The sequence below is a fragment of the Paracoccus kondratievae genome (genome assembly GCF_009301415.1).
GTDB classification, from domain to species: domain Bacteria; phylum Pseudomonadota; class Alphaproteobacteria; order Rhodobacterales; family Rhodobacteraceae; genus Paracoccus; species Paracoccus kondratievae.
This window is the reverse complement of the sequence record NZ_CP045072.1, coordinates 945,525-970,562: the sequence shown is the minus strand read 5'-3', so window position 1 is coordinate 970,562 and position 25,038 is coordinate 945,525. Positions and strand designations below refer to the sequence as shown.

The window sequence follows — 25,038 nt, the reverse complement described above, 5'->3', positions numbered from 1 at the left end:
CCGGGGCGGCCCTTTGATGTTTCACCGACAGGTCGGATCAGACCTGATCCAGAGCCTCAATGGCTTTTTCGAGGTCTTCCTTGGTTACGGTCTTGTCCGAAACCTTGGCGCCTTCGACGATGTGGTCGACGACCTTATCTTCAAAGATCGGCGCGCGCAGCTGCTGCTGGGCCTGCGGGTTCTGCTGAACGAACTCAAAGAAGGCACGCTCTTGACCCGGGAACTGACGGGCCTGACGCAGCACCGCCTGGGTCATCTCCTGATCCGAAACGGTGATTTCGGCCTTCTGACCGATCTCGGCCAGGAGCAGACCCAACCGGACGCGACGCTCGGCCAGCTTCAGATGCTCGTCGGTCGGCTCGATCTCGCCATGGTTATGGCCGTGCTCTTCGGGGTGCTCTTCGTGCCAAAGCTGATGCGCGATCTGATGCGCCTCGGCCTCGACCAGCGATTCGGGCAGCTCGAACTGAACCAGAGCGTCCAGCTTGTCGAGCAGCGCCCGCTTGAGCACCTGACGCGAGGCACCTTTATATTCGGCCTCAAGACGCTCACGGATCTGGCCTTTCAGCGCATCCAGGCTTTCAGCGCCGAATTTCTTGGCCAGTTCGTCGTCAATCTCGGCCGGTTTGGGGGCCTTGACCGCCTTGACGGTGGTTTCAAAGATCGCGTCCTTGCCGGCCAGATGCGGCGCGCCATACTCTTCGGGGAATTTGACCTCGACCTTGACTTCCTCACCGGCTTTGGCGCCGATCAACTGATCTTCAAACCCGGGGATGAAGCTTTTCGAGCCCAGCACCAGCGGATAATCCTCGGCCGTGCCCCCCTCGAATGCTTCGCCATCGACGATGCCTTTAAAGTCGATCACAACCTGATCGCCCTCTTTGGCTTTGGTGCCTTTTTTACGGTCCTCAAAGGACTGGGCATTCTTGGCGAGGTTTTCCAGCGCCTCGGTCACCTGCTCTTCGCTGGCTTCGACGACCAGACGCTCAAGCTCGATAGCCGACAGATCAGCCTCGGGAATCGCCGGCAGGGCTTCGTAGTTCACGGTAACGACGACATCGTCGCCCTCTTTCCAGTTCTCGCCGTTGACCATTTCGATCTTGGGCTGAACGGCAGGACGGTCGCCCGATTTTTCCAGGTGATCGCGCAGGGCCTTATCAATGGCCTCCTGCATGGCGTCGCCCATGACGCGCTGACCGAACTGCTTTTTCAGCAGCGCCAGCGGCACCTTGCCCTTGCGGAAGCCCTTAATCTCGATCTCGGGCTGAGCTTCTTTCAGCTTCGCATCCACCTGCGCCGCCAAATCGGCCGCAGGCAGAGTAAATTCGTAGCCCCGCTTCAGCCCCTCGTTCTGGGTTTCCTTGACCTGCATTTGTCTTCCTTCATCCACAAACCATGCCGCGGGCAGAGGCATCCCGGCCCCTGGCGCCGGAAATTCCTTTCCGCGCCCCGCCTGTTTCAGCGCGCTAGCTAGGGGATTTCGCCCGCCATAGCAAGGACGAAGGCAGGTTTTGCAGGTTGGACAGCCAAGGAATCGCCCCGTCAAAGCCCCTTACGCGACCACCCCGCTTGCACCTGTCAGACCTGGGGTAGAATCGCCAAAAACATATCGGCCAGCCAGGCGGCGCAAACAGGCCACTAAGTACAATCAGCGGTCTTTTGCCGAGCCTTCCCTGCACAACCGCCAATTGCCGGTTCAGCAAAATCAAGCGTATCTGACCAAAAAGTCAGCAATTTGAACCTAACTTATGGATATATTCCCATAAGGAAGGCAACAGTGCATACAGGCCGCGCTGCGTAAGTGGTTGTTTGTTCAAATCGGCAAGCGGTTATCTGGTCATCAGTTCAGACTGACCGGAATGCAGAGATTTCTGCATTCCCCGGGCCATTGTCCGGGGCGGACTGTCGGACCAGCGCATGTCCAGATTGCAAAAGACCAGCGCTGATTTAGGGTCAGGACCCATTGATTTCAGGTCTGTTGCGTGATTCACGGCTCGAAAACGAGCGGTGAACATGTCTGATCTCTTCTGGCTGACCGACGCGCAGATGGCGCGGTTGGAGCCCTATTTCCCGAAGCCCCACGGCAAGCCTCGTGTCGATGATAGGCGCGTCTTGAGTGGGATTATCTTCATCAATCGCAATGGCTTACGGTGGCGCGATGCGCCGAAAGAGTATGGTCCGCACAAGACGCTTTATAATCGTTGGAAGCGGTGGAGCGACAAGGGCATCTTTGCGCAGATGATGGCTGGCCTGGCCGCTCAGCACGGCGAGAAAAAGACAGTGATGATCGACGCCACCTATCTGAAAGCCCATCGCACCGCGTCCAGCCTGGGCGCGAAAAAAGGGGGCGTGGCCGCCTGATTGGCCGCACCAAGGGCGGCATGAATACCAAGTTACATGCCATCTGCGACAGCAAGGGCCGCCCGATCAACTTCTTTGTCTCTGCCGGTCAGATCAGCGATTACATCGGAGCGCGGGCACTGCTCAGCAGCCTGCCGGATGTCGACTGGCTGCTCGGGGACCGTGGCTACGACGCCGATTGGTTCCGGGAAGCGTTGCAAGACAAGGGCATACGCGCCTGCATCCCCGGCCGGAAACAGCGGAAAACTCCGGCAAAATATGACAAGCGCCGCTACAAACGCCGCAACCGCATCGAGATCATGTTCGGCCGGCTCAAGGATTGGCGACGTGTCGCAACCAGATACGACCGGTGCCCCAAGGCCTTCTTCTCCGCCATCGCTCTCGCCGCCATCGTCATCTTTTGGCTATGAGTCCGGAGCCTAGTCCACACTCGCCCCGAACGGGTCAATCTATATCTGGTTCTAGGTATCTCTGCACATAAATTGTGCAGAAACTTTTCATCTTTGCATGGCTGGCCCTGCACCAGAATACAAAGGCCGCCCTTGGGGCGGCCTTTTCGATGCGGGTTTGCCGGGGTTATCAGCCCCGCGCACGCACCACCTGCAACAGCGGCATCACCTCGGACATGTCTGGCCCGTGCGCCTGCCCAGTCAGGGCCTTGCGCAACGGCATAAACAGCCCCTTGCCCTTACGGCCAGTTGCCTCTTTTACCTTGGCCGTGAACTCGGCCCAGCTGGTTTCGCTATAGGGCGGAGGCGGCAAAAGCTTCATAGCCTCGGCAATGAACCCGGCATCTTCGGGGTCGATCTGAGGCTCAGCACCTTTCGAGAAAATCTCCCACCAGCCAGCAAGATCGTCAAGCTTGGTGATGTTTTGCGAAGCCACCCGCCAGAACCGCTCGGCCAGATCCGCAGGGACGCCAAGCGTTGCGATGCGATCGCGGACAGCATCGAACGGGCGCGACTGGTTTGCTTCGCGGGTCAGCGGCCAAAGATCCTCGGCATCAAACTTGGTGGGCGAGGCGCCGAACTGGCCAAGATCGAACCCTTCGGCAAGCTCGTCGAGCGACATCCGCAGCTCGACCGGCTGCGAAGAGCCCAGCCGCGCCATCAACGACAGCAGCGCCTCGGGTGCGACGCCATTTTCACGCAGGTCCTTGATCGACAACGTGCCAAGGCGTTTGGAAAGCTCTTCCCCCTGAGCGCCGGTCAGAAGGCTGTGATGGGCAAAAGCCGGCGGCTCGGCCCCAAGGGCGCGGATGATCTGGATCTGCGTCGCCGTATTCGTCACATGGTCGGCACCGCGTACGATATGGGTCACGCCCATATCGGCGTCATCGACCGAGCTGGCAAAGGTGTAAAGCACCTGCCCATCCGCACGGATCAGCACCGGGTCCGAGACGCTGGCCGCGTCGATCGAGATCGGGCCAAGGATGCCGTCGGTCCACTCGATCCGCTCCTGATCCAGCAGAAAGCGCCAGTAGCCATCACGCCCTTGAGCGCGCAGCTTGTCCTTGTCTTCGACCGACAGGTTCAGCCCGGCGCGGTCATAGACAGGAGGCTTGCCCATGTTGAGCTGCTTTTTGCGCTTCAGGTCCAGCTCGGTCGGGGTCTCGAACACCTCATAAAGCCGCCCAGCCTCGCGCAGGCCCTGCGCAGCCTCGGCATAGCGATCCAGCCGGTCGGACTGACGCTCGATACGGTCCCAGGTCAGGCCCAGCCACTCAAGGTCGCGCTGGATGCCGTCGGCGTATTCCTGCTTTGACCGCTCGCGGTCGGTGTCGTCCAGACGCAGGATAAAGGTGCCGCCCGTCTTGCGCGCGATCAGATAGTTCATCAGCGCCGTGCGCAGGTTGCCGACATGGATATGGCCGGTGGGCGAAGGGGCGAAACGGGTGATTGTCATGGAAGGTCTCCTGTCGGCTTCGCTCTTTCACAAACGGCGGTTTTTGTCCATATCGGGACCAAAGACGAGGTGAGCAGATGCTTGACTGGAAGAACGCCGAGGCCCCTGACACGGCCATGATCGAGGAACTGGCGCGCGAGGCCATCGCCGGCCTGCCCCCTGAATTCGCCGGCCCCGCCTCGCAGGTCGTTCTGCGCGTCGAGGACTTCGCCAGCGACGAGTTCCTCGATGAGCTGGAAATCGACGACCCGCTAGAGCTGACCGGCCTCTATGACGGCGTGCCGATGACCGAGAAATCTGCAAGCGCCCCTCAGCATTTTCCCGACACGGTCTGGCTGTTTCGCCGGGCGATCCTGGATGAATGGGCATCGCGCGGCGATGTGACGTTGGGTCAGCTTGTCGCGCATGTCGTGGTACATGAATTCGCCCATCACTTTGGCTGGTCCGACGATGATATCGCCGCCATCGACCGCTGGTGGGAATGATGCCGCAGGCCCCGATCCTGACCATCACACTGAACCCGGCGCTGGATGTCACCACCGCTGCGGCGCGGGTAGTGCCTGATATCAAGCTGCGATGCGATGCGCCGCGACTGGATCCCGGCGGCGGTGGCATCAACGTCAGCCGCGCGATCCACGCCATGGGAGGGGAAAGCACCGCGCTGGTCGCGCTGGGTGGCAGCACGGGACAGCGCATTGCCGAGCTGCTGGAGGAAACCGGCATCCCTCTGCACATGCTGCCCGCCCCAGGGGAGACACGGCAATCCCTTACCGTGGACAACCGCACGATCCGTCAGCAATTCCGTTTCGTCATGCCCGGGCCGGAATGGTCCGCGGCGGATGTCGATGCCGCACTGGATGCCGCAGCACGCGAGGCGCGGCCAGGCGCTCTGGTGGTGCTCTCGGGTTCGAACCCTCCCGGCGTGCCTGCCAGCTTTGCCGCGCTGTTGGCCGAAAGGCTGCGCGGCACTGGCGCAAGGCTGATCGTGGATACCTCGGGCGAGGCATTGGCCGAGATCGCGGCAGCCACCGACAGGCGGGTCGAGATCCTGCGGATGGACGACGAAGAGGCCGAGGGGCTTGCGGGTCGGTCTCTGCCCTTTCGCGCTGATACAGCCGCCTTTGCGGCCAACCTCGTCGCATCGGGCGCAGCCCATGGGGTAATCGTCGCGCGCGGGCGTGACGGCAATATCATCGCCACAGACCAAGGCGTCTGGCATGCCGAGGCCGCGCGTGTGCAGGTCATCAGCAAGGTCGGCGCGGGCGACAGCTTCCTTGCGGGCTTTACCCTTGGTCATGCCCGTGGCTGGCCGGTGGCCGAGGCCTTGGGTCTGGCCGCCGCAGCCGCGTCAGCAACCGTGCAGACCCCCGCGACCGAACTTTGCCGGGGCGGGGATGTCGAGCGGCTGTTTGCGGCACGGGTGGTGACGCAAATGCAGCCCTGACAGCACGCGGCCTAACCGCGCCCGTCCATACGCACGAAATCCAGCACGCTGCCCTGACCCGGGCCCAACTCGGACCAGCTGTCGATCTGGAAATCAACCACCAGCGTCGCTGCCGTCGGATAACGACGAAAATCCGGATCAAGCGGTGCACGTGCCGGCAGCATGGCAGCAAATTCGGCAATGCCGGGATTGTGCCCGATCATCATCACCGTCGGGGCCGTGGCGCTGCGCAGGATCGCAAGCATCTTCTCAGGCCCAGCCTGATAAAGCGCCGGCTCATAACGAAGATGCGGGCGCACCTCCAGCGGAGCCTTGGCCACCCGATCCCAGGTTTCGCGAGTGCGCTCGGCAGTCGAGCACAGCACCTCTTCGGGCTCATAGCCACGGCTTGCCAGCCAGTCGCCCAGTTCGCGCGCCGAACGGCGGCCACGCTCATTCAACGGGCGGTCATGGTCAGGCTGCGTCGGATCGTCCCAGGACGATTTCGCGTGACGGGTCAGGATCAGACGGCAGTGTCCGAGTGGAGTCATCGAATTGCCTTTTCGGCCATACGGTTAAGGACGTGACGGTTAAGGACAAGGCAGCGCAGCCGAGCCTGCCACAGCTTCCGCCGCGCGGGCAAGCATTCTCTTGCAGGCGCTGCGACGCTGCCGCTAGAGGCTGCTGGCGCCCTGACGCAGACCGTGCGGCTTGATCCGCGGTTCGGTCGAACGAATGAGAGAGCCTGCGCCGTGTTCAGTGAACAGCTCTAGCAGACAGGCGTTCGGCACCCTACCGTCGAGAATGACCACGGCACGCACGCCCTCTTCCAACGCCTTCAGCGCCGTTTCGGTCTTGGGGATCATGCCACCGGCGATGGTCCCATCAGCGATCATCGAGCGCACCTGATCGGGGTGCAACTGCGTCACCACCTCGCCCGAAGCGTCCTTGACCCCCGACACATCCGTCAGAAGCAACAGGCGATCAGCCTGCAGCGCGCCTGCAATCGCACCCGCGGCGGTGTCGCCATTGACGTTGAAGGTTTCGTTATCCTCCATCCCCGTCGCCACAGGCGCAATGACCGGGATCAGACCGGCGTTATAAAGGTCGCGGATAATCTGGACGTTCATCTCGACCGGGCGGCCGACAAAGCCCAGTTCGGGATCGTCCGGCTCGCAAACCATCAGGTCATCGTCTTTGCCCGAGATGCCGACCGCGCGACCGCCGGCGTCGTTGATTGCCTGCACGATCCGCTTGTTGACAAGACCCGAGAGAACCATTTCCACCACCTCGACCGTCTCGCGGGTGGTGACGCGCTTACCGCGCACAAAACTGCTTTCGATGCCCAGCTTGCCCAGCAGTTCGTTGATCATCGGGCCACCGCCATGACAGACCACCGGATGAATACCGACCTGTTTCATCAGCACGATATCGCGGGCAAATTCGGCCATGGCCGCATCGTCGCCCATGGCGTTACCACCGAATTTCACGACCACGACCGCGCCCGAATAGCGCTGCATATAGGGCAATGCTTCCGAGAGGGTACGGGCGGTGGCGATCCAGTTCCGGTTCATGTTCTGCTTTCTCATCAGGGGCCCCTGTTCGTCGCGCCGACCCTAGGACGCACACGGCCGCCAGTCCAGACCGGCTCAGTCAAGGCCGGCGATGATGGTGCGCAAGGTCACGATCCCCAGCCCCTTGTCAGAGCTGGTCACCACCAGTTGCGGGAATGCGGCAGGGTGTTTCTGCAGCGCCTCCTGCACCTGTTCGATGGTGGCGGCAAGCTGCTGGGCAGTGATCTTGTCAGCCTTGGTCAGCACGACCTGAAAAGGCACTGCCGCACGATCCAGCAGCTGCATGATCTGATGGTCCACGTCCTTGACCCCATGACGGGAATCGATCAGCGCAAAGGCGCGCCGCAGGGTCGGTCGCCCCGAAAGGTAGCTTTTCAGAAGCGCCTGCCATTTCGCCACGACCGCGACCGGGGCCTTGGCAAAACCATAGCCCGGCAGGTCGACAAGATAGGCGCGATCGCCCAGCTTGAAATAGTTGATCTCTTGCGTACGCCCCGGTGTATTCGAGGCACGGGCCAGACCCTTACGCCCGGTTAGCGCGTTAATCAGACTGGATTTTCCAACATTTGAACGACCCGCAAAGCAGACCTCGGGCCGGTCGGCGGCCGGCAACCCGTCCATCGCCACCACACCTTTGAGGAAATCGACCGGACCAGCGAAAAGCTGGCGCGCCGCTTCAGCCTCTGCAGGATCAGGCTCGGGAGCCAGGGAAAAGCTGACCTTCATATGCCGAACTCGTCTCCTAGGGCGATCTCGCCGCCGGTTACCACCTCGGCATAAATGCCAAAATCGCGATGGCCGAACTGTGCGTCCAGCGCAGCAGGCATGTCGATATCAATACGGCCGGTGTTCGGATCGGCACTGGTTGCCGGACAGCGACCGATTGTTTCGGTCACGCGCAACTCGACCCCGCCAATCGTCAGAACCTGACCAATCAGATCGCGTTCGCGGTAGGGCTCAAGCCCCTCAAGCCAGATATTGCCGCGCCAGCGCTCGATACCCAGAGACATTTCCAGCCGCGCCTCAAGATCGGCAAGGCTCGACAGAGACAGAATCGATATCCACGGCTGGTTTGCGTCAGTCCAGCCGGTCGGCCCGCGAACCAGACGGGTTGGTGCTGGTCGATCCGCTGACCAGAGCGGTCGCACCCATTCAACCAGCCGCCCCCCCTCGGTCTCGGGGTCAAAGACCAGTTCACCAAGTTCGGGGTGGGTCAGGCGGATTGGGCCGGTATCTGCGCCCTCACCCCAGCCGCCTTGAATGGCCTGCAGCCCAGCGGCTGCCGCGCCGCGCAGGAAACAGGATTTAGGCAGCCACCGCGCGGGAACCGGACCAGCGTGACGCTCTCCGCCTTCGTTCAGCAGAGCCCAGATACGATCGCCCGGCAGGCGGCGAGCCGCATCCAGACGGACGCGGCCAAGGTCCTCACCACCGATCGACTTGATCGGATGCCGACGGATCCGGGCGATGCGCGCAGTCATTTGTGGCCCTTATCTCCGCCTTTGGCATCAGACTTGCCATTGCCGTTCGAACGCGAGGGCAAACTGGCGCGAATGTTGCCAAAGAGATCGGGCCGATGACCATGCATGCTCATGATCGTGTACTGCTGAATGATGGTGATGGTGTTGTTGGTGATCCAGTACAGCACCAGCCCCGAGGCAAAGCCCCCCAGCATCAGCATGAAAATCCACGGCATCCAGGCAAAGATCATCTTCTGCGCCGGATCAGCGGGTGCCGGGTTCAGCTTTTGCTGCATCCACATCGAGATGCCAAGCAGGATCGCAAGCACCGGCAGGGTAAAGCTGTGCAGGAAGCTGCCCTGACCCGGCGCCGCCCAAGGCAGCAACCCGAACAGGTTCCACAGGCTTGACGGGTCCGGTGCCGCAAGGTCACGGATCCAGCCGATCCAAGGCGCATGACGCAGTTCGATCGTCACGAAGATCACTTTATAGAGCGCAAAGAAGATCGGGATCTGCAACAGCACCGGCAAGCACCCCGCCGCGGGGTTCACCTTTTCGCGCTTGTAGAGCTCCATCACCTCTTTCTGGAACTTCATCCGGTCGTCACCCGTGCGCTCTTTGATCGCCTCCATCTGCGGCTGCAGCTCCTTCATCTTCGCCATCGAGATGTAGGATTTGCGCGCCAGCGGGAAGACGAGCAGCTTGAGCACAAAGGTCAGCGCGATGATCGACCAGCCCATGTTGCCGATCATACCGTGCAGCCAATGCAGCAGACGGAAGATCGGCTTGGTCAGGAAATAGAACCAGCCCCAGTCGATGGAATCGACGAAACCGTCGATGCCGGGGTTCGCTTCATAGCCGCTGATGACTTCCCACACCTTCGCGCCAGCAAAAAGATAACTTGAGGTGGTCACGCTGGCACCCGGGGCGACGGTCTGCATCGGCATCCGCGCCTCGGTCTGATAAATATCGGCGCCGGGGACATATTTCACCGCTGCGGTAAAGCCCTGACCCGGCGCAGGCGCCAGAGTGGTCATCCAATATTTATCGGTAAAGCCGATCCAGCCGTTCTCTTTCACCTCGATCAGCTGGGCAGGGCCTTCGCCCGGCTGCGGATCAAGCTTGGCGATATCCTTGTACTTCTCTTCCAGCAGCTTGCCGTCGGTCATTCCGACAGCGCCTTCGTGCAGCACAAAGAAATTCTGGGTGTCGGGCTGGCCCTGCCGGGCAAGGATGCCATAGGGCGCAGCCGAGAACGGCGCAGCCCCGGTGTTTTCGACTGCCTGAGTGACTGTGAACAGGAATTTGTCGTCCAGCTCATAGGTGCGGCGGAAAATCTGGCCCGCGCCATTGTCCCAGCGCAGCGTGACCGGCTGGCCGGGGGCGAGGGTCGAGCCGGATTCGACCTCCCATACCGTAGCAGGCCCGGGAACCAGCGCAGGATCGGTGCCAGCACCCGGTACCCAGCCATAGACGGCATAATAGGGCTTTTGCACTACAGGCAGGCTGTCACCACCCGGCGCGACAGCAGTACCTTCGGCCTGCTGGGCGGGACGCGTCGTCGGCGAAAGCAGGCGCACGAAAGGCGAATTCGGGTCCAGCGTCTCGCGATAGCCGGTCAGTTCCAGATCATCGATGCGACCGCCAGCCAGCGAAATCGTGCCCGACAGGACCGGAGATTTGATCGTCACACGCCCAGCTGTGACCGAAGGGTCATTGGTCGCAGCACCCACAGCCGCAGGGGCTGGCGTTGCGCCCTGCGGGGCCGCACCCGGCGTTGCGGGGGCGCCATTTTCCGGCGCAGTCGTCCCTTGCGCGTTAATCGCGGTGTCCTGTGCAGGGGGCACCGGCTCGGGCGCGAAGAAAATCGACCAGACGAGCATGACGAGAGCAGAAAGCACCATCGCCAGGATTAGGTTGCGGTTATTGTCTTGCATTCCGGACCAGCCCTTCGTCGTCACCCTGCCTGAGGGTTCGGGGTGCTTCAACAGAAGCGACCGCCAAAGGTCAAGGGAATTTGCCCGCCCTGTAGAGCGATTCCCCTGTCTGCCCCCCTATTCTTGTCCATCGCGGCACGAGATGTGTCCTTGTCTGAAAATGCCTTTGCCAAGACCGATGGTTTCACGCCCTTCCCCATACTTTGGGTGAGAAGCAAGCAGCGAAGCCCCGGTGGAGCAGAAGATCATCAACTTCTTCCGCAGATAATGGCAGAAACACCGCCGGCCCTTGAACCCCATCAACGCCAATTTGGCTAAGGAAGGACCGCTCATCTCGGGTAGAGACCCCATCGGCGATGACTTGCAAGCCAAGGTGACGAGCAAGTGCTGTAATCGCCAATAGTGTCCGTTGCTGATCTCCCCGATGATCACAACCGGCAACAAAAGATCTGCCGACACGCACACGATGAAAACCATGATGGCGCAGGTTATCAGGACGCGTCATGCCGGTGCCGAATTCACCTAAACCAAGCTGACAGCCCGCCCTGCGCAATTCTTGCAAATTAGCGGCAACCACGGCTTGCGTGGCACCTTTGCCAATCGGTTCAATCACTTCGATCTCAAGCCGGTGGGGAGAAAGATCATGCCGCTCAAGCTGTGCCAGAATAACCTCAACGACAGAGGGGCTGGCCAGAATGCGATCCGGAAGGGCCAGTGACAGGCAGGGAACATAGCGGCCCATCCGGTCCCAGCCTCTCAGACTCGCGCAAGCCTCGCGCAGCAGGGCCGTCGTGATCCGCAGCAGCCGGTTGTCATCAAGACGAGGCAATATGCCAGTCAGGTTACTGCCTTGTCCCACCTCTCGAACAAGGTGAATACGGGGCAGGACCTTCAGTGCCAGAACGCTTCCTGTGGTGCAGCAGATTTGCGGCTGGAATTGCAGGCTGATCTGATCATCGCCTGCAAGGACGGGATATGCACGCCCCTCTTGCCCCTCCATATCGACGAGACGGATATGACTTGAAAGTATGTGAGGGCTTGACCCATCCAGAACGACCCGGCCATGGGCGTAAAGAGCCGTGCTTTCATGGCAACCAAAGGGATCGGCAACAATCACCCCCTGCACCATCGGGTATAAAGACACCCCCGGCAGGTAGATTCTTTCGCTGCAAATCGCCCTGAGCCGCAAAAGAAGCCCCTGCCCCGCCTGCGGCCCGGGATCAGCGACAAGTCCGCAGATTTCGTCCCCGTCGTCACAGCTGGAATGCAGCGACAGTCCCAGCTCAGCAACCAGACGCGACCTGAGTTGGTCACGTATCTGCCGGGACAGCGCGGAGCCAACGCCGCCCGGCAGATACTCCGGATTTGTTACCCGCAGCACCAGCGCAAAGCGCTGCACGCCCTGCCCGCTCGCCTGTCCCCAGACAGGCCATGTCGGCCATTCAGTGGCCGCCGCAATTCCGTACCCCATGCCCAGACCCGAATCCTGTTTCAGATTCGCAGCCTGCCTCGGATTGCTTTTCGTTCAGTTAATGTTCGCGCAGAATCGGCACGTCTTTTTCATTAGAATGCGCGCTATCTGGCATCAGAGCACTGAAATCGAAAAGCTTTGGATCCGGCAGATGCGAGGGACGCACATTCATCAGCGCCCGGAACATGACCTGACGGCGGCCGGGGCTGCGCGATTCCCATTCGTCCAGCAGTTTTTTGACCTGCATGCGCTGCAGCCCTTCCTGACTGCCGCAAAGATCACAGGGAATCACCGGATAGTTCATAGCCGAGGCAAAGCGCGCGCAATCAGCCTCGGCCACGAAGGCAAGAGGGCGCAGCACGTTAAGATCGCCCTCTTCGTTCAACAGCTTCGGTGGCATCGATGCAAGCCGACCACCGTGGAACAAATTCATAAAGAAGGTTTCCAGAATGTCATCGCGATGATGACCCAGAACCACGGCCTGACAGCCCTCTTCACGAGCGATTCGATACAGGTTTCCCCGACGCAGGCGCGAGCACAGGCTGCAATAGGTGCGTCCTTCGGGGACCTTTTCCTTAACGATGGAATAGGTGTCCTGATATTCGATCCGATGCGCAACGCCGCGCTCGGTCAGAAATTCGGGCAGGACTGTTGCCGGAAACCCCGGTTGTCCCTGATCCAGATTGCAGGCCAGCAGATCCACCGGCAAAAGCCCGCGCCATTTCAGCTCGTGCAAAACGGCGAGCAGTGTATAGCTGTCCTTGCCGCCCGAAAGGCAGACCAGCCAGCGGTCGCCCGGACGGATCATGTCGTAGGTCTCGATCGCGGCGCGTGTCTCGCGCACCAGACGTTTGCGTAGCTTGCGAAACCCGGTCGAGGTGGGCGCGCCGTAAAACAGCGGGTGGATCTCCTCACCCGCCTCGAAATCCTCGGATTCGTTGATCTCGTCACGCATCTGTAGATCCCCGTCGCGCCTCTGCGCCCTGATTAACATGTCTGTGCCGCAACGTCAGTCCCGCGACGGATCGGCCTCATTCCCCGGAACCGGGTCATAGCCATGCCCGCCCCAAGGGTGACAGCGACAGATGCGCCGCGCCGCCAGCCATCCGCCGCGAAAGGCACCGTGCCGCTCAAGCGCCTCAAGCGCATAGGCCGAGCAGGTCGGTTGAAAGCGGCATCCGTGGCCGACCCACGGGCTGGCAACAAGGCGATATGCCCGCACCGGCAAAGCCAGAACATGGGCAAGAGGGCTCATCCGCGTTTGCCGTGAATGCGATCGAGCGCATGAAGCAGATCCTGACGCAGATCGGCAAAGCCGCGCTCGACAGTCGCTTTAGGACGCCCGACCAGCACATAGTCCCAGCCGGGCCTGGCGGCTGTGGGCAGGATCTCTCGTGCCAGGGCGCGCAGCCGACGCTTCGCGCGGTTGCGCATCACCGCATTGCCGAGCTTTTTCGAGCAGGTGAAGCCGACCCGGATCAGCTGCCCCGCCTCTTCCCCGTCGCGGGGGCGTGCTTGCAGCAGAAAGCCTGACACCCCCTGCCGCCGGCCAGAGGCAACGCGCAGAAAATCGGCCCGCTTGCGCAGGGTTTCAAGCCTGAGGCCTGAAATGACGGAAGCCGCCCTGTCCGGTGTCGCATCAGCAACGGTCCGGTCAGCGGCGGCAGCTTCTGTGGCACTGTCCGTCACGGATAGCCCACGCCCTGCAACGCAGGAACTCAGGCGCTGAGAACTTTGCGGCCCTTGGCGCGGCGGGCGTTGATCACGCGGCGGCCGCCTTTGGTCGCCATGCGCGCGCGAAAACCGTGGCGGCGGGCGCGAACCAGGTTCGACGGCTGGTAGGTGCGTTTCGACATCTTTCAACTCCGGGTCATGGCGGGCCAGGGTATGGGCTATCGGCCCACGCAAGACGCGCCGGTCATTCGAGGCCCGCTGGATAGTCGCCCCCGCCGTCCAAGTCAACCGTCGAAGCAACGATATCGCAAGGTTTCCGGTATAGACACGAACAGCGGGGAACCGGGACCGTGTCACGCAGGTTTGAACTGCACAAAGCCAATCACTATGTGAAGCAGCGGCGAGACGAGGGGAATAACAAAGCTCATCATGTCCCTGAATACCTTATCAGGCCGGTTCGCGCTGATCACGGGCATTTTCGTGCTTTTGGCCGAGTTGCTGATCCTGCTCCCCTCAATTGCCAATTACCGGCTGGATTTTCTGGAATCGCGGCTGGAACGCGCGCAGATCGCAAGTCTTGCGCTGCTTGCGACGGATGAGTCGCTGGCCACAGATCTGGAATCAGAGCTGCTTGAGAATGCGGGGGTCTTTAACGTCGTCCTCAGGCGGAACGATGTGCGTCAGCTTGTGCTGTCTTCGCCGATTCCCGGCCCCATCTCGGCCACCTATGACCTGCGGGATCAGCCTCTGTGGACCTCGGTCCGCGATGCGATTGCCCAGATCGCTGATCCGCGCAATCAGGTGATCCGGGTGATCGGCGCGCCGGTGAACCAAGCCGGACAGCTTATCGAAATCACAACCGACACCCAAAGGCTGCGCACCGGGATGATTGACTACGGGCTGCGGATGCTCGTGATCTCAGCCGCTTTCTCGATCCTTACCGCGGTCTTTCTGAACCTCGCTGCGCAAAGACTGCTGCTGGTTCCGATCCGGCGCGTCATCAGCCACATGACCGCCTATGCTGCCTCACCTGAGGATGCCCGCGCCATCATCACGCCGAACGCTCGCCTGGCCGAACTGAACGAGGCCGAGACGGCGCTTGCAGCCATGCAGCGCACGGTGACCTCCTCGCTGAAGCAAAAGGACCGGCTGGCACAGCTGGGTCAGGCAGTGGCGCGGATCAGCCACGATCTGCGCAACATCCTGACGACAGCGCAGATCTTTGCCGACCGGCTAGAGACCAGCGCCGACCCTGCGGTTCGGCGCGCGGCGCCCAAACTGGTGAACTCGATCAGCCGGGCGGTGAACCTGTGCGAAACTACGCTGGCCTTTGGCAAGGCCGAAGAGCCGGCCCCTTCCCTGTCGCGTTTCAACCTGCTTGCGCTGGCGACCGAGGTGACCGAGGGCGAATCCATGTCCTCGGACCGTCAGGACGGCGCCGAGCCGATAGAATTTCTGACCGATATCCCCCCCAGTCTGACGGTCCGTGCCGACCGCGATCAGCTTTTCCGGGTGCTGTCGAACCTCGTACGCAACGCCCGTCAGGCGATCGAAGCGACGCGCCAGCCCGGCACAATCGAGATTGGCGCGGGCGAGGACGAATCGGAATGGTGGATACGAATCGGCGATACCGGCCCCGGACTGCCGAAAAAAGCGCGGGATTTCCTGTTCCAACCGTTCTCTGGGGGCTCGCGCAAAGGCGGCACCGGGCTTGGCCTCGCCATCGCGGCAGATCTGGTGCGCAACCACGGCGGCCGGCTGGAACTTTTGCGCAGCGATGAGGACGGGACCCAGTTCATCCTGCACCTGCCGCGCGAACTTGCAGGCATTTCCCCACAGGAAGAGGCAGCCACAACCTAAGGTTAAACAGAGTCGAGACGAAAATTTCTTCAAACGGTCATTTTTGCCCTTGCACCCCCCCGGCACTGTCTCTAAATCACCGCCTCACAGCGGACCCGTAGCTCAGCTGGATAGAGCACCAGACTACGAATCTGGGGGTCGGGCGTTCGAATCGCTCCGGGTCCGCCATTTAATATCCAGACATTATTGCGTCTTTTCACTGCTCTGCCCTTTTCCCGGGGCCGGTTTGCAAAGGCGGTGGCCGGGCTGATCTCGAAAGCCTGAATCGCGGCCCTCGAAAGCGCAGGCGTCATCACCATGTACTTCTCAAGAATACGGGTAGCCGATTGCAGCGTGTGCCCGGTGATCGACGCGATCTGAGGCACCTCGCGCCAGCCTTGGCCAACAACGTGACGGCTGTGCCTCGCAGGTCATTGAGCCGCGCGTACAAGGTCACAGACCGTCATTACCTCCTTGCGATGTTGGGCGTCATTGTCGAGGTTGTCAGGCGCGAGACAGGAGAAAACCCATGGACGATGTGCGGGTCGTAGAGCTGAAAGCCGAAGATCTGCCGATCTTTAAAAAGATCAGGCTCGAGTCGCTAAAGATGGCCCCCTCGGCCTTCGCCAACACATTCGCAGACTGGTCGTCTTTGTCCGACGAGGAATGGCAGAGCCGGATGAAGTGCCATGTCTTTGTCACGCTGAAAGGGCAAGAGCCGGTGGGAATTATGGGGCTATTGCCCCAGCTTGGGGAAAAGCGCTCTCACCGCGCAACTATCATCATGGTTTACATGCGGGAAAGCGAACGCGGCTCTGGCCTCGCGAGGCATTTGCTGCAGGTGGTCACAGATTTTGCCAGACAGATCGGGGTGCGCCAGCTTGAACTAAACGTCAACCATAGCAACGCCAGGGCCATTCGCTTTTACGAACGGCACGGCTTTGAAACGGTCGGCAGAATACCTGCAGCAACGATTGAGGACGGACATAAGGTGGACGAACTGATCATGGTGCATCAGCTAGACGAGAAAAGCCCAGGTTAGCCCGGTCGGCAGCCCATCTTGAATAGGCCATGCCCCCTGCCCTTTCCGCCCTGCACGCATCCACTCAGGCCAGCGGCTCGGTGATCCCGAAAGCGCTGGCAAGAAAGTTGCGCACCGGCTGCGGCAACTGGCGTCCCGCCATGGTCACGACCTGCAGCACGCTGCCCGAAAATACCTCATCCTCGACCGCGACCTCGGCATGGGTCTGGGTGATGCCATGCATCTGCCCACGAACCGAGGTCGAAAACATGACGCAGCCAGTCATGCAGGAAACGGTTTTCAGCATGGCCATCGAATTGGTCGAAAAGACGCGGTTCAGATTGAACCCCCGCGCCGCCAGAGCGGTCTCGATCAGCTTGCGCTGACTGCGGCTGTTGTCGGGAAAGGCAAAGTCCTGTCCACGCAGATCTTCCAGCGACACCGATGCCCGGCGTGCCAGCGGGTTGTCGCGCGGGATCAGCGCATAGATCGGCCGCACCTCGACAAGCTGGATTGTCAACCCCGGAGGCGAGCTGTGGCTATAAGTGATCCCGATATCGGCCTTGCCTGCCAGCACCCGGGCACAGATATCCTCGGAATTCCCGACCCAGGCATGAACCGTGACTTTGGGATGCTTTTCGCGGAAACGCGCCACCGCCTGGGATAGCGTTTCGATCGCGTAACCTTCGTAGCTTGCCAGCCTGATATGCCCATGATCCGCGGCCTGAAAATTCCGGATCTCGGTCAGCGCCATTTCGGTTTCCAGAGCGATGCGGCTGACATGGCGTGCCAGTTGCTGGCCCGCCTGGCTCAGCACCATACCGCGTGGATGACGCTCAAACAGCGTGGCGCTGAGGTTTTCCTCCAGCTTGATGATCTGGCGGCTGACAGCCGATGCTGAGACGTTCAGCCGTGTGGCCGCTTTGGTGATCGAGCCGGTCTCGGCCACCTCCTGAAAATAACGAAGGGCGATATGCTGCATTCCGCTTTGCGTTTAAAGCAATGATCCGTGAACTTAATGCTGCTTGTTGCACGGCTGGGGACTAAATACCAACACCCATTACACAATCACTCCTCCCGGCATGGGACCGCGCGGCAGCGTTTCCCCCTGTGCCATAACGCCGGTCGCATTTGGGTAGGTTACCATGACCAATGAAACGTTTGCGGAACCGTCCGCATCAAAAGGGCTGCAGCGCGCATTCCGCTTTTTTGCCATCGTCGAAAAAGTCGGCAACCTGCTGCCAAATCCGTTCTGGCTGTTCTGGATCCTCTCGATCCTTCTGGCGGGGATCAGCGCCCTTCTGGCCGGTGCCAGCACCACCAACCCCGCAACCGGCGAAGAAGTGACCGTGCTGAGCATGTTCACCGCCGAGGGGCTGCAGATGGTGTTGGGCACGGCAGTCAAGAACTTTGCCACTTTTCCGCCCATGGCCACGATCATCACCGTGCTGCTCGGTATTGCTGTGGCACAGAAATCTGGCCTGATCGACGCGCTGCTGCGGGGGATGGTGACCCGTGTTCCGGCCAAATACCTGACATTTGCACTGTCGATGGCGGGCATGGTCGGTCACGTCGCGGGCGACGCCGCTTATGTGACGCTGATCCCGCTGGGCGCGATGGTCTTTCTGGCAGCAGGGCGCAGCCCACTGATCGGGATCGTGGTTGCCTATGTGTCGATTGCCGCAGGCTATGACGCCTCGCCCTCGCTGACCACGACGGATGTGCTGCTGTCAGGACTGACCACGGCGGCTGCCCATACCATCGACCCGGCCTATGTCGTGACTCCGGTTGCTAACTATTACTTCGGCCTCGCCTCTTCGTTCCTGATCGCGCTGGCAATCACGGTAGTGACTGAAAAAGTGCTGGTCCGCCGTCCTGATCTGCAAGTGGATGACGATGTTGACCTGACCAACCCCGCCAAGCTTGCCACGCTTGAGACTACGCCCGCTACCCGCCGCGCAATGCGCCTGACCGGCCTTGCCGCGCTGGTGTTCGCGGCGGTGATCGTTCTTGCCTTGGTGCCTGCCAACTCGCCCCTGCGTGGTGAAGGCGGAGGCATCGTGAACTCGGTCGTGTTCAGCGGCATGGCGTTCATTCTTTGCCTGTTCTTTACCACTATTGGCCTGGTCTACGGCTTTGTCAGCGGCAGCTTTGCCAAAAGCCACGACATCATCGACGCAATGATTGATGGCGTACGTTCACTCGCCCCGATCCTTGTGCTGTTCTTTGCAATCGCGCAGTTCCTTGCCTATTTCAAATGGACCAAGATCGGCGAGGTCATGGCGATCACCAGCGCCGAATGGCTGGCAAAGATGAACGTGCCGGGCTGGGCAATCCTGCTTGGGATTGCGATCCTGATTACCTTCATGAACTTTGTCATCACCAGCGGATCTGCGCTTTGGGCGCTGGCCGCTCCGGTCTTCGTGCCGATGCTGATGCTGCTGAACATCCCGCCTGAGACGACGCAGGCCGTTTACCGGATCGCGGATTCCGTCACCAACAGCGTCACCCCGATGAGCCCGTATTTCGTCATGGCGCTTGGCTTTATGCAGCAATACCGCAAAAGCGCGGGGATCGGGACACTTGCCTCGTTCACCATCCCGATCGCCATCGTGGTCTGGATCGTCTGGATGGCCTTTTTCATGGCCTGGTATTTCACCGGCTTCCCCTTTGGCCCCGGCTATTGATCCTGAGAGCGCGCAATGAACGTTTCAACACCCTTTCCGTCAGCGGAAACCGTCCAACAGATCACAGCCGATATCATCGAGCTGGTCGAATGCGAAAGCCACAGCTACGACCGTCAAGGACTGGATGCCTGCCTGTCGCTGCTGATTGATCTGACAGAGCGACGCCTTGGCAAACCCGCCGAGATGCAGCGTTATCCCGGAGGAGAACAGGGCGATATCGTCACCCTGACCTATCCGGGCAGCGGAACCGGTCATATCGCCATCATCGGGCATTACGACACGGTCTGGCCCCGGGGCACGCTTGCCGCCTGGGGTGAGCGGTCATCGCAGGACGACACCGGGCGGCTGCGCCTTAGCGGCCCCGGGATTCTCGACATGAAAACCGGGGTCGTGCAGGGTATCTGGGCGCTGCGGCTGGCGCGCGAAAACGGTCTGCAGGTCCCGACCGTCACCTTCCTTTTCAACGGCGACGAAGAGATAGGCTCGCTCGCATCACGCAAGGTGATTGAAAACGTTACGGCACCACTTGATGCAACGCTGGTACTGGAACCCAGCCACCACGGTGCGGTCAAGACCGAACGCAAGGGCGTTGGCCTGTTCAAGGTCATCGCAACCGGGGTTGAATCGCATGCCGGTCTGAACCCGGCAGCCGGGGCCAGCGCGATCCACGCCATGGCCGAATTCATCACCGCCATCATCGCCGCTGCCGATCCCGCAAAGGGCACAACGATCAACGCCGGACTGATCGAAGGCGGTACCGGCAGCAATGTCGTCGCTGGCCGCTGTGCGGTTCAGTTTGACATCCGGGTGAGGTCTTTGGACGAGCAGGCCCGCATCGATACCGCCTTCGACGCAGTCACGGTCTCGGACCCCCGGGTCAAGATCGAGGTCAGGCATAACTGGAACCGCCCGCCAATGGAGCTGACCAAAGCTTCGCTGCCCTTGCTCGAACATGCGCGGCAGGTTGCAAGCGAACTGGGCTTTGCTTTGCAAAATGTCGCTGTGGGCGGTGCGAGCGACGCAAACTTTGTCGCTGGACTGGGCCGTCCGGTTCTCTGCGGTCTCGGCGCGGTCGGCGACGGTGCCCATGCCCGCAACGAGTTTATCTATGCAGATATGATCGGCAGGCAGACTGCACTGCTGACCGGCATCATCCAGCACCTCATCGACGGGATATGACCACCATACGGCCGCCACGCTTTCAGCACCAGCACCGGGGGGCACGCTGACCCTCGGCGTTGCCCGAAACAACTGAACCCCGTTCCCAGATCGCTGTGTGATCGGAACGGGGCTGTCTTTCGTTTCCACAAAACGGCTATGGTATCCCCGCCGCCCCAAATTGATCGGCACGAACGGGGCCGGATACACCCTTACCCCCGAGTTTTCCTGTAGTTAGGTTCCCCCCTTTTGGGGACCTTCTGTGTCGAAGGGAGGCTCAGTTACTCTGGACGGCATCGTGGCTGCCTGTTGAGGGGCCGATTGCCTGCCAGGTCACCGAGGCCCGCGCGATATGCGTGTCGCCCCAGGTCACAAACTCGACCACAAAACCAGAGCGTGTCACCTCCACCGCCTCGAGCCGGAAGCGCAGGTTCTGGTCATGCGCCGCATCAAGCCCGCTCAGCCCCAGGTTCACGCATGGAACCGCACCGAAAGGCGCGACAAATGAGGTGCTGATCCGGACACTCCGGTCACCACTGCCCGCCCACATCGGCAGCCCCGCATCAACATGGTTGAAGAGCTCGCCCGAGGCGCTGATCATCTGAAGCTCTCCGGTCCAGATCAGGTTCTGCGTAAAAGGAGAGCGCGTATCATCCAACATCTTCTGATCTCCGATCCTGATCGACCCCCGGCCGCGGCCGGGGCTTACGAAGCGCGGCTTCACAAGGACAAATCGGGTTCAGAGGCGCCGGCGGGACTGGTGCCCGCGGCCTTCTGACGCTGCCCTTCACTGAGGCAGATCTGATCCGCGGCAGCCACCGTCATATTCGCCGGGCGATCAATCGAGCGGTCCCAGGTGACGAGCGATCTGGTGTAAAGCTGGCAGGTGACCGGGCCCGAGGCCGTCTGGACCGTCACCGGCGCCGTTTCATAATCCTTGGGGTCGATCGAACAGGCCGCAAGCAGCCCCAGCGCCAGGACCGGCAGGAATTTGTTCATCTCTGGTTACCTTCTGCTACCATTACACAAGACAGGGCGCGGAACTCCCGGGCCCGCCGTTACTTCCGCCCCGCCCGACACGGGGCGGGACGGTCATCACAAACCGGTATTCCGGCCGGTCGGATCGCGGGCCTCAGCCGTCTGCGGCGCCATCAGGGCAATCATCGCACCCAGGCTGGAAACGATGCGGCGGGTTTCGCCCTCGGGCACCATCTCTGCCGTTGTCGAGAGAAGCTCCGAGACAACCTTCAGGACCGCCTGCTGCCCGTCTGCGAACCCGGCCTCGTACCAGGACCGATGACTGTCGGAATTCATCAGATACCTCCCCACCAAAGCACCCCATTGCGCATTCGGGCCAAGCAGATGCCGGCGCCCGCCTGCCAGTCGGATTGCGGGTACGTGCGACGGTTCATCCGACACGGGAGAGACCTTTACGGCGCATCATGCGACCCCGGGCCGGATGTGAAGACCGTGCACCACGCATGCCAATCATCCGGCACAAGGCCGCATCGGGCCTGCGGCCGGGCAGACAGGGCCCCGGCGCGCAGATCGGTCAGCCTGCCGCATGTGCCGGGACACGGCCCACGGGCGTGATCCCCGTCGGCATCCCCCGGCCCTTAGTGAAGGGCGCGCCCGACGGGATCATGCTCGACAAGCGGGCGGCTGTTCTGCAGATGCCGCACCCCCATCTTGCGCGCCTGACGGCCCGAGGGCAGAAACCGCGCCGGCTGCGGCACATGGGACGGATCCGCAAGCTCGGGGAAAAGCGCGCAGATCTCCTGCACCGCCTCGTCGCCGACGGATTTCAGCGCCTGCGGGCCGGTATAAAGCGACTCGGTCTCGGCCCCGTTCGAGATCACCACCTCGTGCCGGTCGAAGAGGATGTGGAAATACTCGACCTCCTGCACGTCGTCGGCGATGTCGATCCCGTCCAGCAGCACAAGCTGCTTGGCCGCGACCAGAACCTCCATCGCGCCGAACATCTTCTGCGCGATCTTCGAGCGCACCAGCACCCGATGCTGCGGCGAAACCATCAGATCGCTGGCAGGCACCCCCGGCCCCATCGCGCCGGCCCTGATGCGGACCGGACGCAGGTTCGGCATCGTCTCAAGCTCATGCGCCCAGAGCTGGCGCGAGCCGATCCAGCGCACAGGCTGAAGCCCGTGGTCCCGCGTCAGCACAAGATCCCCGACACAAAGATCCTCAACCGCAACCTCACCACGATCCGTCATGAGCAAGGTGCCGCGGACAAAACAGATGACCAGATCCTCTTTAAGATCGCCATAGCCCGAAGAAAATTTAAGCCATTTTCCGGATAGCGCATCCTCCACAAACCCCCGTCCACTTGTCGTAGCAAGGTCATTGGCAGCCTGTCTGAACACCTTAGAAGCTTCCTCAGCTTTGCTTTTTGCATAAGCAATCTTTTCCGCTTCGGTATAATAAGAGGGCGCTTCCTTATAAGCCTTGGCATAAGCATCGTCATAGACGTTCTTGCCATGCTCCCTGATTTTCATGGCAAGAGCATAAGGAATTTCAGAGGCAGGCGTATTATTGACGGAAAACTTCACTCCCCCGACTTCGCAGCTACCCGACGCCTTCATGTCATACCGGTAGAGACTTACATCAGTTACGAGATATACCTTCCCATCGGCGCCCCTGAGCACATGCCCCCTGATGGGAGGGATTACCAGAGATATCTTCACCCCTGAAGAGCCACCACCGGTCCCAGTCGCAGTGATGGCGGTGACGCCACCTGAGTTATCGCTTACGCCGATCGCCAAAGATCCGACATATTCTGCCGTAATCTTTTGCTCTCCCCCGCCAGAGATTTCACCGACCGGCTTACTTACAAGCGTTACATTTTCGCCCTTTTCAGCAATCAGCGGATCCCCGCCCGGCTTATTCTCCGCAGATATGCCATTGATATAATTGGAACCGTTACCGAAATATCTACTATTAAAGTTAAAACTGTTACTGTCCTTGTTTATTTCCCATCCATCCTTGCCTTCCCGCAAGAAGTCCTGATTCTCTTTAAGATTAAAATGGGTAACATAAGTCATTACTTTACCTCATAACCATCGGCACCGCCGTGCCGAGAAACTCGTTACGATCTTGACAAGCGCACTGCAGCCGCCAGCCGGATGAACTGGCAAACCAGCTATTTTCGAACAAACCATGTGGCGCCGTCAGAGCGAACCCCAAAAGATACCGATCGCCTGCAAGGTAAGGTCGGCATCCGTCCGCAGGCTCAACACCCGGAGCATTCATAAACGGTGGTTTTTGACAATTGGGAAAAATCAGGTGTCAGCGAAAGGAATCGCTTGTGAAAACCGAAATTTTGGCGCGCGCGACAAGGCCGCCAAAAACCACCGTTTATGTCAAGCTGCCCCCTCAATTTACATTCTTAAAATACTTAGTATTAACGATTTCCTTGCCCTTGCATGCTTTGAAGATATGCCGTGCAGTATGGAGATATTTCTCAATGATCATTGGTTATGCCCGTGTTTCGACCGACGACCAGCGCCTGGATTTGCAGCTTGCCGCGCTGAAAGAAGCGGGTTGCAAAAATATCTTCCAGGACCACGGCGCCACCGGTTCACACATGGATCGCCCGGGGCTGGAAAACGTGCTGAGAGCGCTGAAACCCGGCGATACGCTGGTGGTCTGGCGGCTCGACCGCCTTGGCCGGTCGCTGACCGATCTGGTGAAATTCGTCGAAGAGCTGGGCAGAAAAGGGTGCGAGTTCCGGTCGCTCAACGAATCCATCGACACCCGCACCTCGGGCGGGCGGCTGATCTTTCACATCATGGCCGCCTTTGCCGAGTTCGAGCGCAATCTGATCAGCGAGCGCACCCGCGCGGGCCTGGTGGCCGCCCGCCAGCGCGGCAGCCGGCTTGGCCGTCCGCGCATCGTGCTGACCGAGGCGGAAATCAACGAGGCACGGCGCGCCATCAAGGAAAAGCGGCAGACGTTGGACGAAATTGCCGCAGGTTATCAGATATCATCCACCACCCTGAGGCGGCGGCTGGAGACGGCTCTGACCCGAGAGCGTGGCAAGGATCACATCTTGGCAAAACATGCGAACAGCCCACGTATGGCGAAAAGCCGGGCTGAAAATGAGAAAGATGGATGCCGCGACCTCGAAATGAGCAAGGGCGCTATGGCAGACACGCAGCAATCCTTCGATCTCTGCACGTCTTCAGAAGACAGCCGGCAGTTGCTTGCGGACGCGAGAAAAGGCCCCCGCCTGTGCCCGGGTGACAGGTGGAGACGGCCCGCAAAACTGGATACCGGACGGACAGAGAGGACAAAGCCATGTGCTCCTCCGTCGTGCTGATCCCGTATCCCTTGGCGGTATCGGCTGCAACCGGCCACTGTTTGCAACAGCCCCGGCAATGGCCCGCATTATGGTCGATCGCAGGGACCGACCTGTGGCGGTTGTCAGTGCTGTTGCTGCCCCTTCATCCCCAATACACCGCCCGTACGAAGCTGCGGCAATAGGACGAACCGGGGACAAGCCGGGCAGCGC

25 protein-coding genes and 1 tRNA gene are annotated in these 25,038 nt (G+C 60.7%); 9 read left to right on the top strand and 17 right to left on the bottom strand.

The window, feature by feature from the left end; genetic code table 11:
- Positions 1-37: 37 nt before the first annotated feature.
- Positions 38-1,372 (bottom strand): trigger factor, encoded by a 1,335-nt coding sequence (gene tig / locus F8A10_RS04940; protein WP_152366825.1) that lies wholly within the window; start codon positions 1,370-1,372, stop codon positions 38-40.
- A gap of 641 nt (positions 1,373-2,013) precedes the next feature.
- Between tig and F8A10_RS04935 the strand changes: the two genes are divergently transcribed.
- A protein-coding gene (locus F8A10_RS04935) for an IS5 family transposase (protein WP_152366692.1) occupies positions 2,014-2,771 on the top strand; the annotation gives its coding sequence in 2 pieces (ribosomal slippage) (positions 2,014-2,350 and positions 2,350-2,771; 759 coding nt in all).
- Positions 2,772-2,940: 169 nt separating this feature from the next.
- Here F8A10_RS04935 and gltX read toward each other — a convergent pair.
- Positions 2,941-4,266 (bottom strand): glutamate--tRNA ligase, encoded by a 1,326-nt coding sequence (gltX, locus tag F8A10_RS04930; RefSeq protein ID WP_085501970.1) that lies wholly within the window; start codon positions 4,264-4,266, stop codon positions 2,941-2,943.
- Between the two features lie 77 nt (positions 4,267-4,343).
- Here gltX and F8A10_RS04925 point away from each other — a divergent pair, with 77 nt between their 5' ends.
- Positions 4,344-4,751: a metallopeptidase family protein gene (locus F8A10_RS04925; protein WP_010396858.1), complete on the top strand. Its 408-nt coding sequence runs from the start codon at positions 4,344-4,346 to the stop codon at positions 4,749-4,751.
- The gene (locus F8A10_RS04920) at positions 4,751-5,710 is read left to right on the top strand and encodes a 1-phosphofructokinase family hexose kinase (RefSeq protein WP_152367336.1); all 960 of its coding nucleotides are present in this window, start codon (positions 4,751-4,753) and stop codon (positions 5,708-5,710) included. The genes F8A10_RS04925 and F8A10_RS04920 overlap by 1 nt, the downstream gene beginning before the upstream one ends.
- An 11-nt stretch (positions 5,711-5,721) precedes the next feature.
- On the opposite strand, the gene F8A10_RS04915 is transcribed toward F8A10_RS04920, so the two are convergent.
- The 10 genes from F8A10_RS04915 to rpmH all read right to left on the bottom strand — a co-directional run bounded on the left by F8A10_RS04915 (position 5,722) and on the right by rpmH (position 13,987).
- Complete coding sequence (locus tag F8A10_RS04915) at positions 5,722-6,240, bottom strand: SixA phosphatase family protein (RefSeq protein ID WP_152366824.1); 519 nt, start codon at positions 6,238-6,240, stop codon at positions 5,722-5,724.
- Positions 6,241-6,363: 123 nt separating this feature from the next.
- Positions 6,364-7,263 carry an acetylglutamate kinase gene (gene argB / locus F8A10_RS04910; RefSeq protein WP_010396861.1) on the bottom strand — a complete coding sequence of 300 codons (900 nt, stop codon included), beginning with the start codon at positions 7,261-7,263 and terminating at the stop codon, positions 6,364-6,366.
- Between the two features lie 75 nt (positions 7,264-7,338).
- Complete coding sequence (gene yihA, locus F8A10_RS04905; RefSeq protein ID WP_010396864.1) at positions 7,339-7,989, bottom strand: ribosome biogenesis GTP-binding protein YihA/YsxC; 651 nt, start codon at positions 7,987-7,989, stop codon at positions 7,339-7,341.
- Entirely contained in the window at positions 7,986-8,744 is a 759-nt protein-coding gene (locus F8A10_RS04900) for an MOSC domain-containing protein (protein ID WP_152366823.1), read from the bottom strand. The genes yihA and F8A10_RS04900 overlap by 4 nt, the downstream gene beginning before the upstream one ends.
- Positions 8,741-10,660, bottom strand: a complete 1,920-nt coding sequence (yidC, locus tag F8A10_RS04895; RefSeq protein WP_085501973.1) for a membrane protein insertase YidC — start codon at positions 10,658-10,660, stop codon at positions 8,741-8,743. Before yidC ends, F8A10_RS04900 begins: the two co-directional genes overlap by 4 nt.
- A gap of 184 nt (positions 10,661-10,844) precedes the next feature.
- On the bottom strand, positions 10,845-12,131 hold the full coding sequence (locus tag F8A10_RS04890; RefSeq protein ID WP_152366822.1) for an EAL domain-containing protein: 1,287 nt from the start codon (positions 12,129-12,131) through the stop codon (positions 10,845-10,847).
- A gap of 58 nt (positions 12,132-12,189) precedes the next feature.
- Complete coding sequence (gene ttcA, locus F8A10_RS04885; protein ID WP_010396873.1) at positions 12,190-13,086, bottom strand: tRNA 2-thiocytidine(32) synthetase TtcA; 897 nt, start codon at positions 13,084-13,086, stop codon at positions 12,190-12,192.
- 54 nt (positions 13,087-13,140) lie between these two features.
- The gene (gene yidD / locus F8A10_RS04880) at positions 13,141-13,386 is read right to left on the bottom strand and encodes a membrane protein insertion efficiency factor YidD (RefSeq protein ID WP_010396875.1); all 246 of its coding nucleotides are present in this window, start codon (positions 13,384-13,386) and stop codon (positions 13,141-13,143) included.
- Positions 13,383-13,820, bottom strand: coding sequence for a ribonuclease P protein component (gene rnpA / locus F8A10_RS04875; protein ID WP_010396877.1), 438 nt, complete (start codon positions 13,818-13,820; stop codon positions 13,383-13,385). Before rnpA ends, yidD begins: the two co-directional genes overlap by 4 nt.
- 29 nt (positions 13,821-13,849) lie before the next feature.
- Positions 13,850-13,987 (bottom strand): 50S ribosomal protein L34, encoded by a 138-nt coding sequence (gene rpmH, locus F8A10_RS04870; RefSeq protein WP_010396879.1) that lies wholly within the window; start codon positions 13,985-13,987, stop codon positions 13,850-13,852.
- Between the two features lie 247 nt (positions 13,988-14,234).
- Between rpmH and F8A10_RS04865 the strand changes: the two genes are divergently transcribed.
- The 3 genes from F8A10_RS04865 to F8A10_RS04855 all read left to right on the top strand — a co-directional run bounded on the left by F8A10_RS04865 (position 14,235) and on the right by F8A10_RS04855 (position 16,686).
- On the top strand, positions 14,235-15,665 hold the full coding sequence (locus tag F8A10_RS04865; RefSeq protein WP_010396882.1) for a sensor histidine kinase: 1,431 nt from the start codon (positions 14,235-14,237) through the stop codon (positions 15,663-15,665).
- Between the two features lie 91 nt (positions 15,666-15,756).
- A tRNA-Arg gene (locus F8A10_RS04860) sits at positions 15,757-15,833 on the top strand.
- 340 nt (positions 15,834-16,173) lie between these two features.
- Positions 16,174-16,686 carry a GNAT family N-acetyltransferase gene (locus F8A10_RS04855; protein ID WP_010396884.1) on the top strand — a complete coding sequence of 171 codons (513 nt, stop codon included), beginning with the start codon at positions 16,174-16,176 and terminating at the stop codon, positions 16,684-16,686.
- Positions 16,687-16,750: 64 nt separating this feature from the next.
- Here the strand turns inward: F8A10_RS04855 and F8A10_RS04850 are convergent, their stop codons facing one another.
- Complete coding sequence (locus F8A10_RS04850; RefSeq protein WP_010396886.1) at positions 16,751-17,647, bottom strand: LysR family transcriptional regulator; 897 nt, start codon at positions 17,645-17,647, stop codon at positions 16,751-16,753.
- A 163-nt stretch (positions 17,648-17,810) separates the two neighbouring features.
- Between F8A10_RS04850 and F8A10_RS04845 the strand changes: the two genes are divergently transcribed.
- Together F8A10_RS04845 and F8A10_RS04840 are read left to right on the top strand one after the other, a co-directional pair.
- Positions 17,811-19,352 carry an AbgT family transporter gene (locus tag F8A10_RS04845; protein WP_152366821.1) on the top strand — a complete coding sequence of 514 codons (1,542 nt, stop codon included), beginning with the start codon at positions 17,811-17,813 and terminating at the stop codon, positions 19,350-19,352.
- A gap of 15 nt (positions 19,353-19,367) precedes the next feature.
- Positions 19,368-20,531 carry a M20 family metallopeptidase gene (locus tag F8A10_RS04840; RefSeq protein WP_152366820.1) on the top strand — a complete coding sequence of 388 codons (1,164 nt, stop codon included), beginning with the start codon at positions 19,368-19,370 and terminating at the stop codon, positions 20,529-20,531.
- A gap of 256 nt (positions 20,532-20,787) precedes the next feature.
- On the opposite strand, the gene F8A10_RS04835 is transcribed toward F8A10_RS04840, so the two are convergent.
- The 4 genes from F8A10_RS04835 to F8A10_RS21345 form a co-directional block, all read right to left on the bottom strand.
- The gene (locus tag F8A10_RS04835) at positions 20,788-21,171 is read right to left on the bottom strand and encodes an H-type lectin domain-containing protein (RefSeq protein WP_010400911.1); all 384 of its coding nucleotides are present in this window, start codon (positions 21,169-21,171) and stop codon (positions 20,788-20,790) included.
- 59 nt (positions 21,172-21,230) lie between these two features.
- Positions 21,231-21,509 (bottom strand): hypothetical protein, encoded by a 279-nt coding sequence (locus F8A10_RS04830; protein WP_010400914.1) that lies wholly within the window; start codon positions 21,507-21,509, stop codon positions 21,231-21,233.
- A 96-nt stretch (positions 21,510-21,605) separates the two neighbouring features.
- The gene (locus F8A10_RS04825) at positions 21,606-21,824 is read right to left on the bottom strand and encodes a hypothetical protein (RefSeq protein ID WP_152366819.1); all 219 of its coding nucleotides are present in this window, start codon (positions 21,822-21,824) and stop codon (positions 21,606-21,608) included.
- Between the two features lie 302 nt (positions 21,825-22,126).
- On the bottom strand, positions 22,127-23,569 hold the full coding sequence (locus tag F8A10_RS21345; protein WP_227493419.1) for a Hint domain-containing protein: 1,443 nt from the start codon (positions 23,567-23,569) through the stop codon (positions 22,127-22,129).
- A gap of 263 nt (positions 23,570-23,832) precedes the next feature.
- Between F8A10_RS21345 and F8A10_RS21805 the strand changes: the two genes are divergently transcribed.
- The gene (locus F8A10_RS21805) at positions 23,833-24,846 is read left to right on the top strand and encodes a recombinase family protein (RefSeq protein ID WP_319805336.1); all 1,014 of its coding nucleotides are present in this window, start codon (positions 23,833-23,835) and stop codon (positions 24,844-24,846) included.
- Positions 24,847-25,038 lie beyond the last annotated feature (192 nt).

Bases quoted from the DNA above. Each gene is read 5' to 3' on its own strand.
- ttcA (WP_010396873.1), bottom strand. From the start codon at position 13,086: ATGCGTGACGAGATCAACGAATCCGAGGATTTCGAGGCGGGTGAGGAG.
- F8A10_RS21345 (WP_227493419.1), bottom strand. From the start codon at position 23,569: ATGACTTATGTTACCCATTTTAATCTTAAAGAGAATCAGGACTTCTTG.
- argB (WP_010396861.1), bottom strand. From the start codon at position 7,263: ATGAACCGGAACTGGATCGCCACCGCCCGTACCCTCTCGGAAGCATTG.
- F8A10_RS04840 (WP_152366820.1), top strand. From the start codon at position 19,368: ATGAACGTTTCAACACCCTTTCCGTCAGCGGAAACCGTCCAACAGATC.
- rpmH (WP_010396879.1), bottom strand. From the start codon at position 13,987: ATGTCGAAACGCACCTACCAGCCGTCGAACCTGGTTCGCGCCCGCCGC.
- F8A10_RS04900 (WP_152366823.1), bottom strand. From the start codon at position 8,744: ATGACTGCGCGCATCGCCCGGATCCGTCGGCATCCGATCAAGTCGATC.
- tig (WP_152366825.1), bottom strand. From the start codon at position 1,372: ATGCAGGTCAAGGAAACCCAGAACGAGGGGCTGAAGCGGGGCTACGAA.
- F8A10_RS04865 (WP_010396882.1), top strand. From the start codon at position 14,235: ATGTCCCTGAATACCTTATCAGGCCGGTTCGCGCTGATCACGGGCATT.
- yidC (WP_085501973.1), bottom strand. From the start codon at position 10,660: ATGCAAGACAATAACCGCAACCTAATCCTGGCGATGGTGCTTTCTGCT.
- F8A10_RS04850 (WP_010396886.1), bottom strand. From the start codon at position 17,647: ATGCAGCATATCGCCCTTCGTTATTTTCAGGAGGTGGCCGAGACCGGC.
- F8A10_RS04890 (WP_152366822.1), bottom strand. From the start codon at position 12,131: ATGGGGTACGGAATTGCGGCGGCCACTGAATGGCCGACATGGCCTGTC.
- gltX (WP_085501970.1), bottom strand. From the start codon at position 4,266: ATGACAATCACCCGTTTCGCCCCTTCGCCCACCGGCCATATCCATGTC.
- F8A10_RS04915 (WP_152366824.1), bottom strand. From the start codon at position 6,240: ATGACTCCACTCGGACACTGCCGTCTGATCCTGACCCGTCACGCGAAA.
- F8A10_RS04835 (WP_010400911.1), bottom strand. From the start codon at position 21,171: ATGTTGGATGATACGCGCTCTCCTTTTACGCAGAACCTGATCTGGACC.
- F8A10_RS04855 (WP_010396884.1), top strand. From the start codon at position 16,174: ATGGACGATGTGCGGGTCGTAGAGCTGAAAGCCGAAGATCTGCCGATC.
- F8A10_RS04920 (WP_152367336.1), top strand. From the start codon at position 4,751: ATGCCGCAGGCCCCGATCCTGACCATCACACTGAACCCGGCGCTGGAT.
- F8A10_RS04925 (WP_010396858.1), top strand. From the start codon at position 4,344: ATGCTTGACTGGAAGAACGCCGAGGCCCCTGACACGGCCATGATCGAG.
- F8A10_RS04825 (WP_152366819.1), bottom strand. From the start codon at position 21,824: ATGAATTCCGACAGTCATCGGTCCTGGTACGAGGCCGGGTTCGCAGAC.
- F8A10_RS04845 (WP_152366821.1), top strand. From the start codon at position 17,811: ATGACCAATGAAACGTTTGCGGAACCGTCCGCATCAAAAGGGCTGCAG.
- F8A10_RS04830 (WP_010400914.1), bottom strand. From the start codon at position 21,509: ATGAACAAATTCCTGCCGGTCCTGGCGCTGGGGCTGCTTGCGGCCTGT.
- yidD (WP_010396875.1), bottom strand. From the start codon at position 13,386: ATGAGCCCTCTTGCCCATGTTCTGGCTTTGCCGGTGCGGGCATATCGC.
- yihA (WP_010396864.1), bottom strand. From the start codon at position 7,989: ATGAAGGTCAGCTTTTCCCTGGCTCCCGAGCCTGATCCTGCAGAGGCT.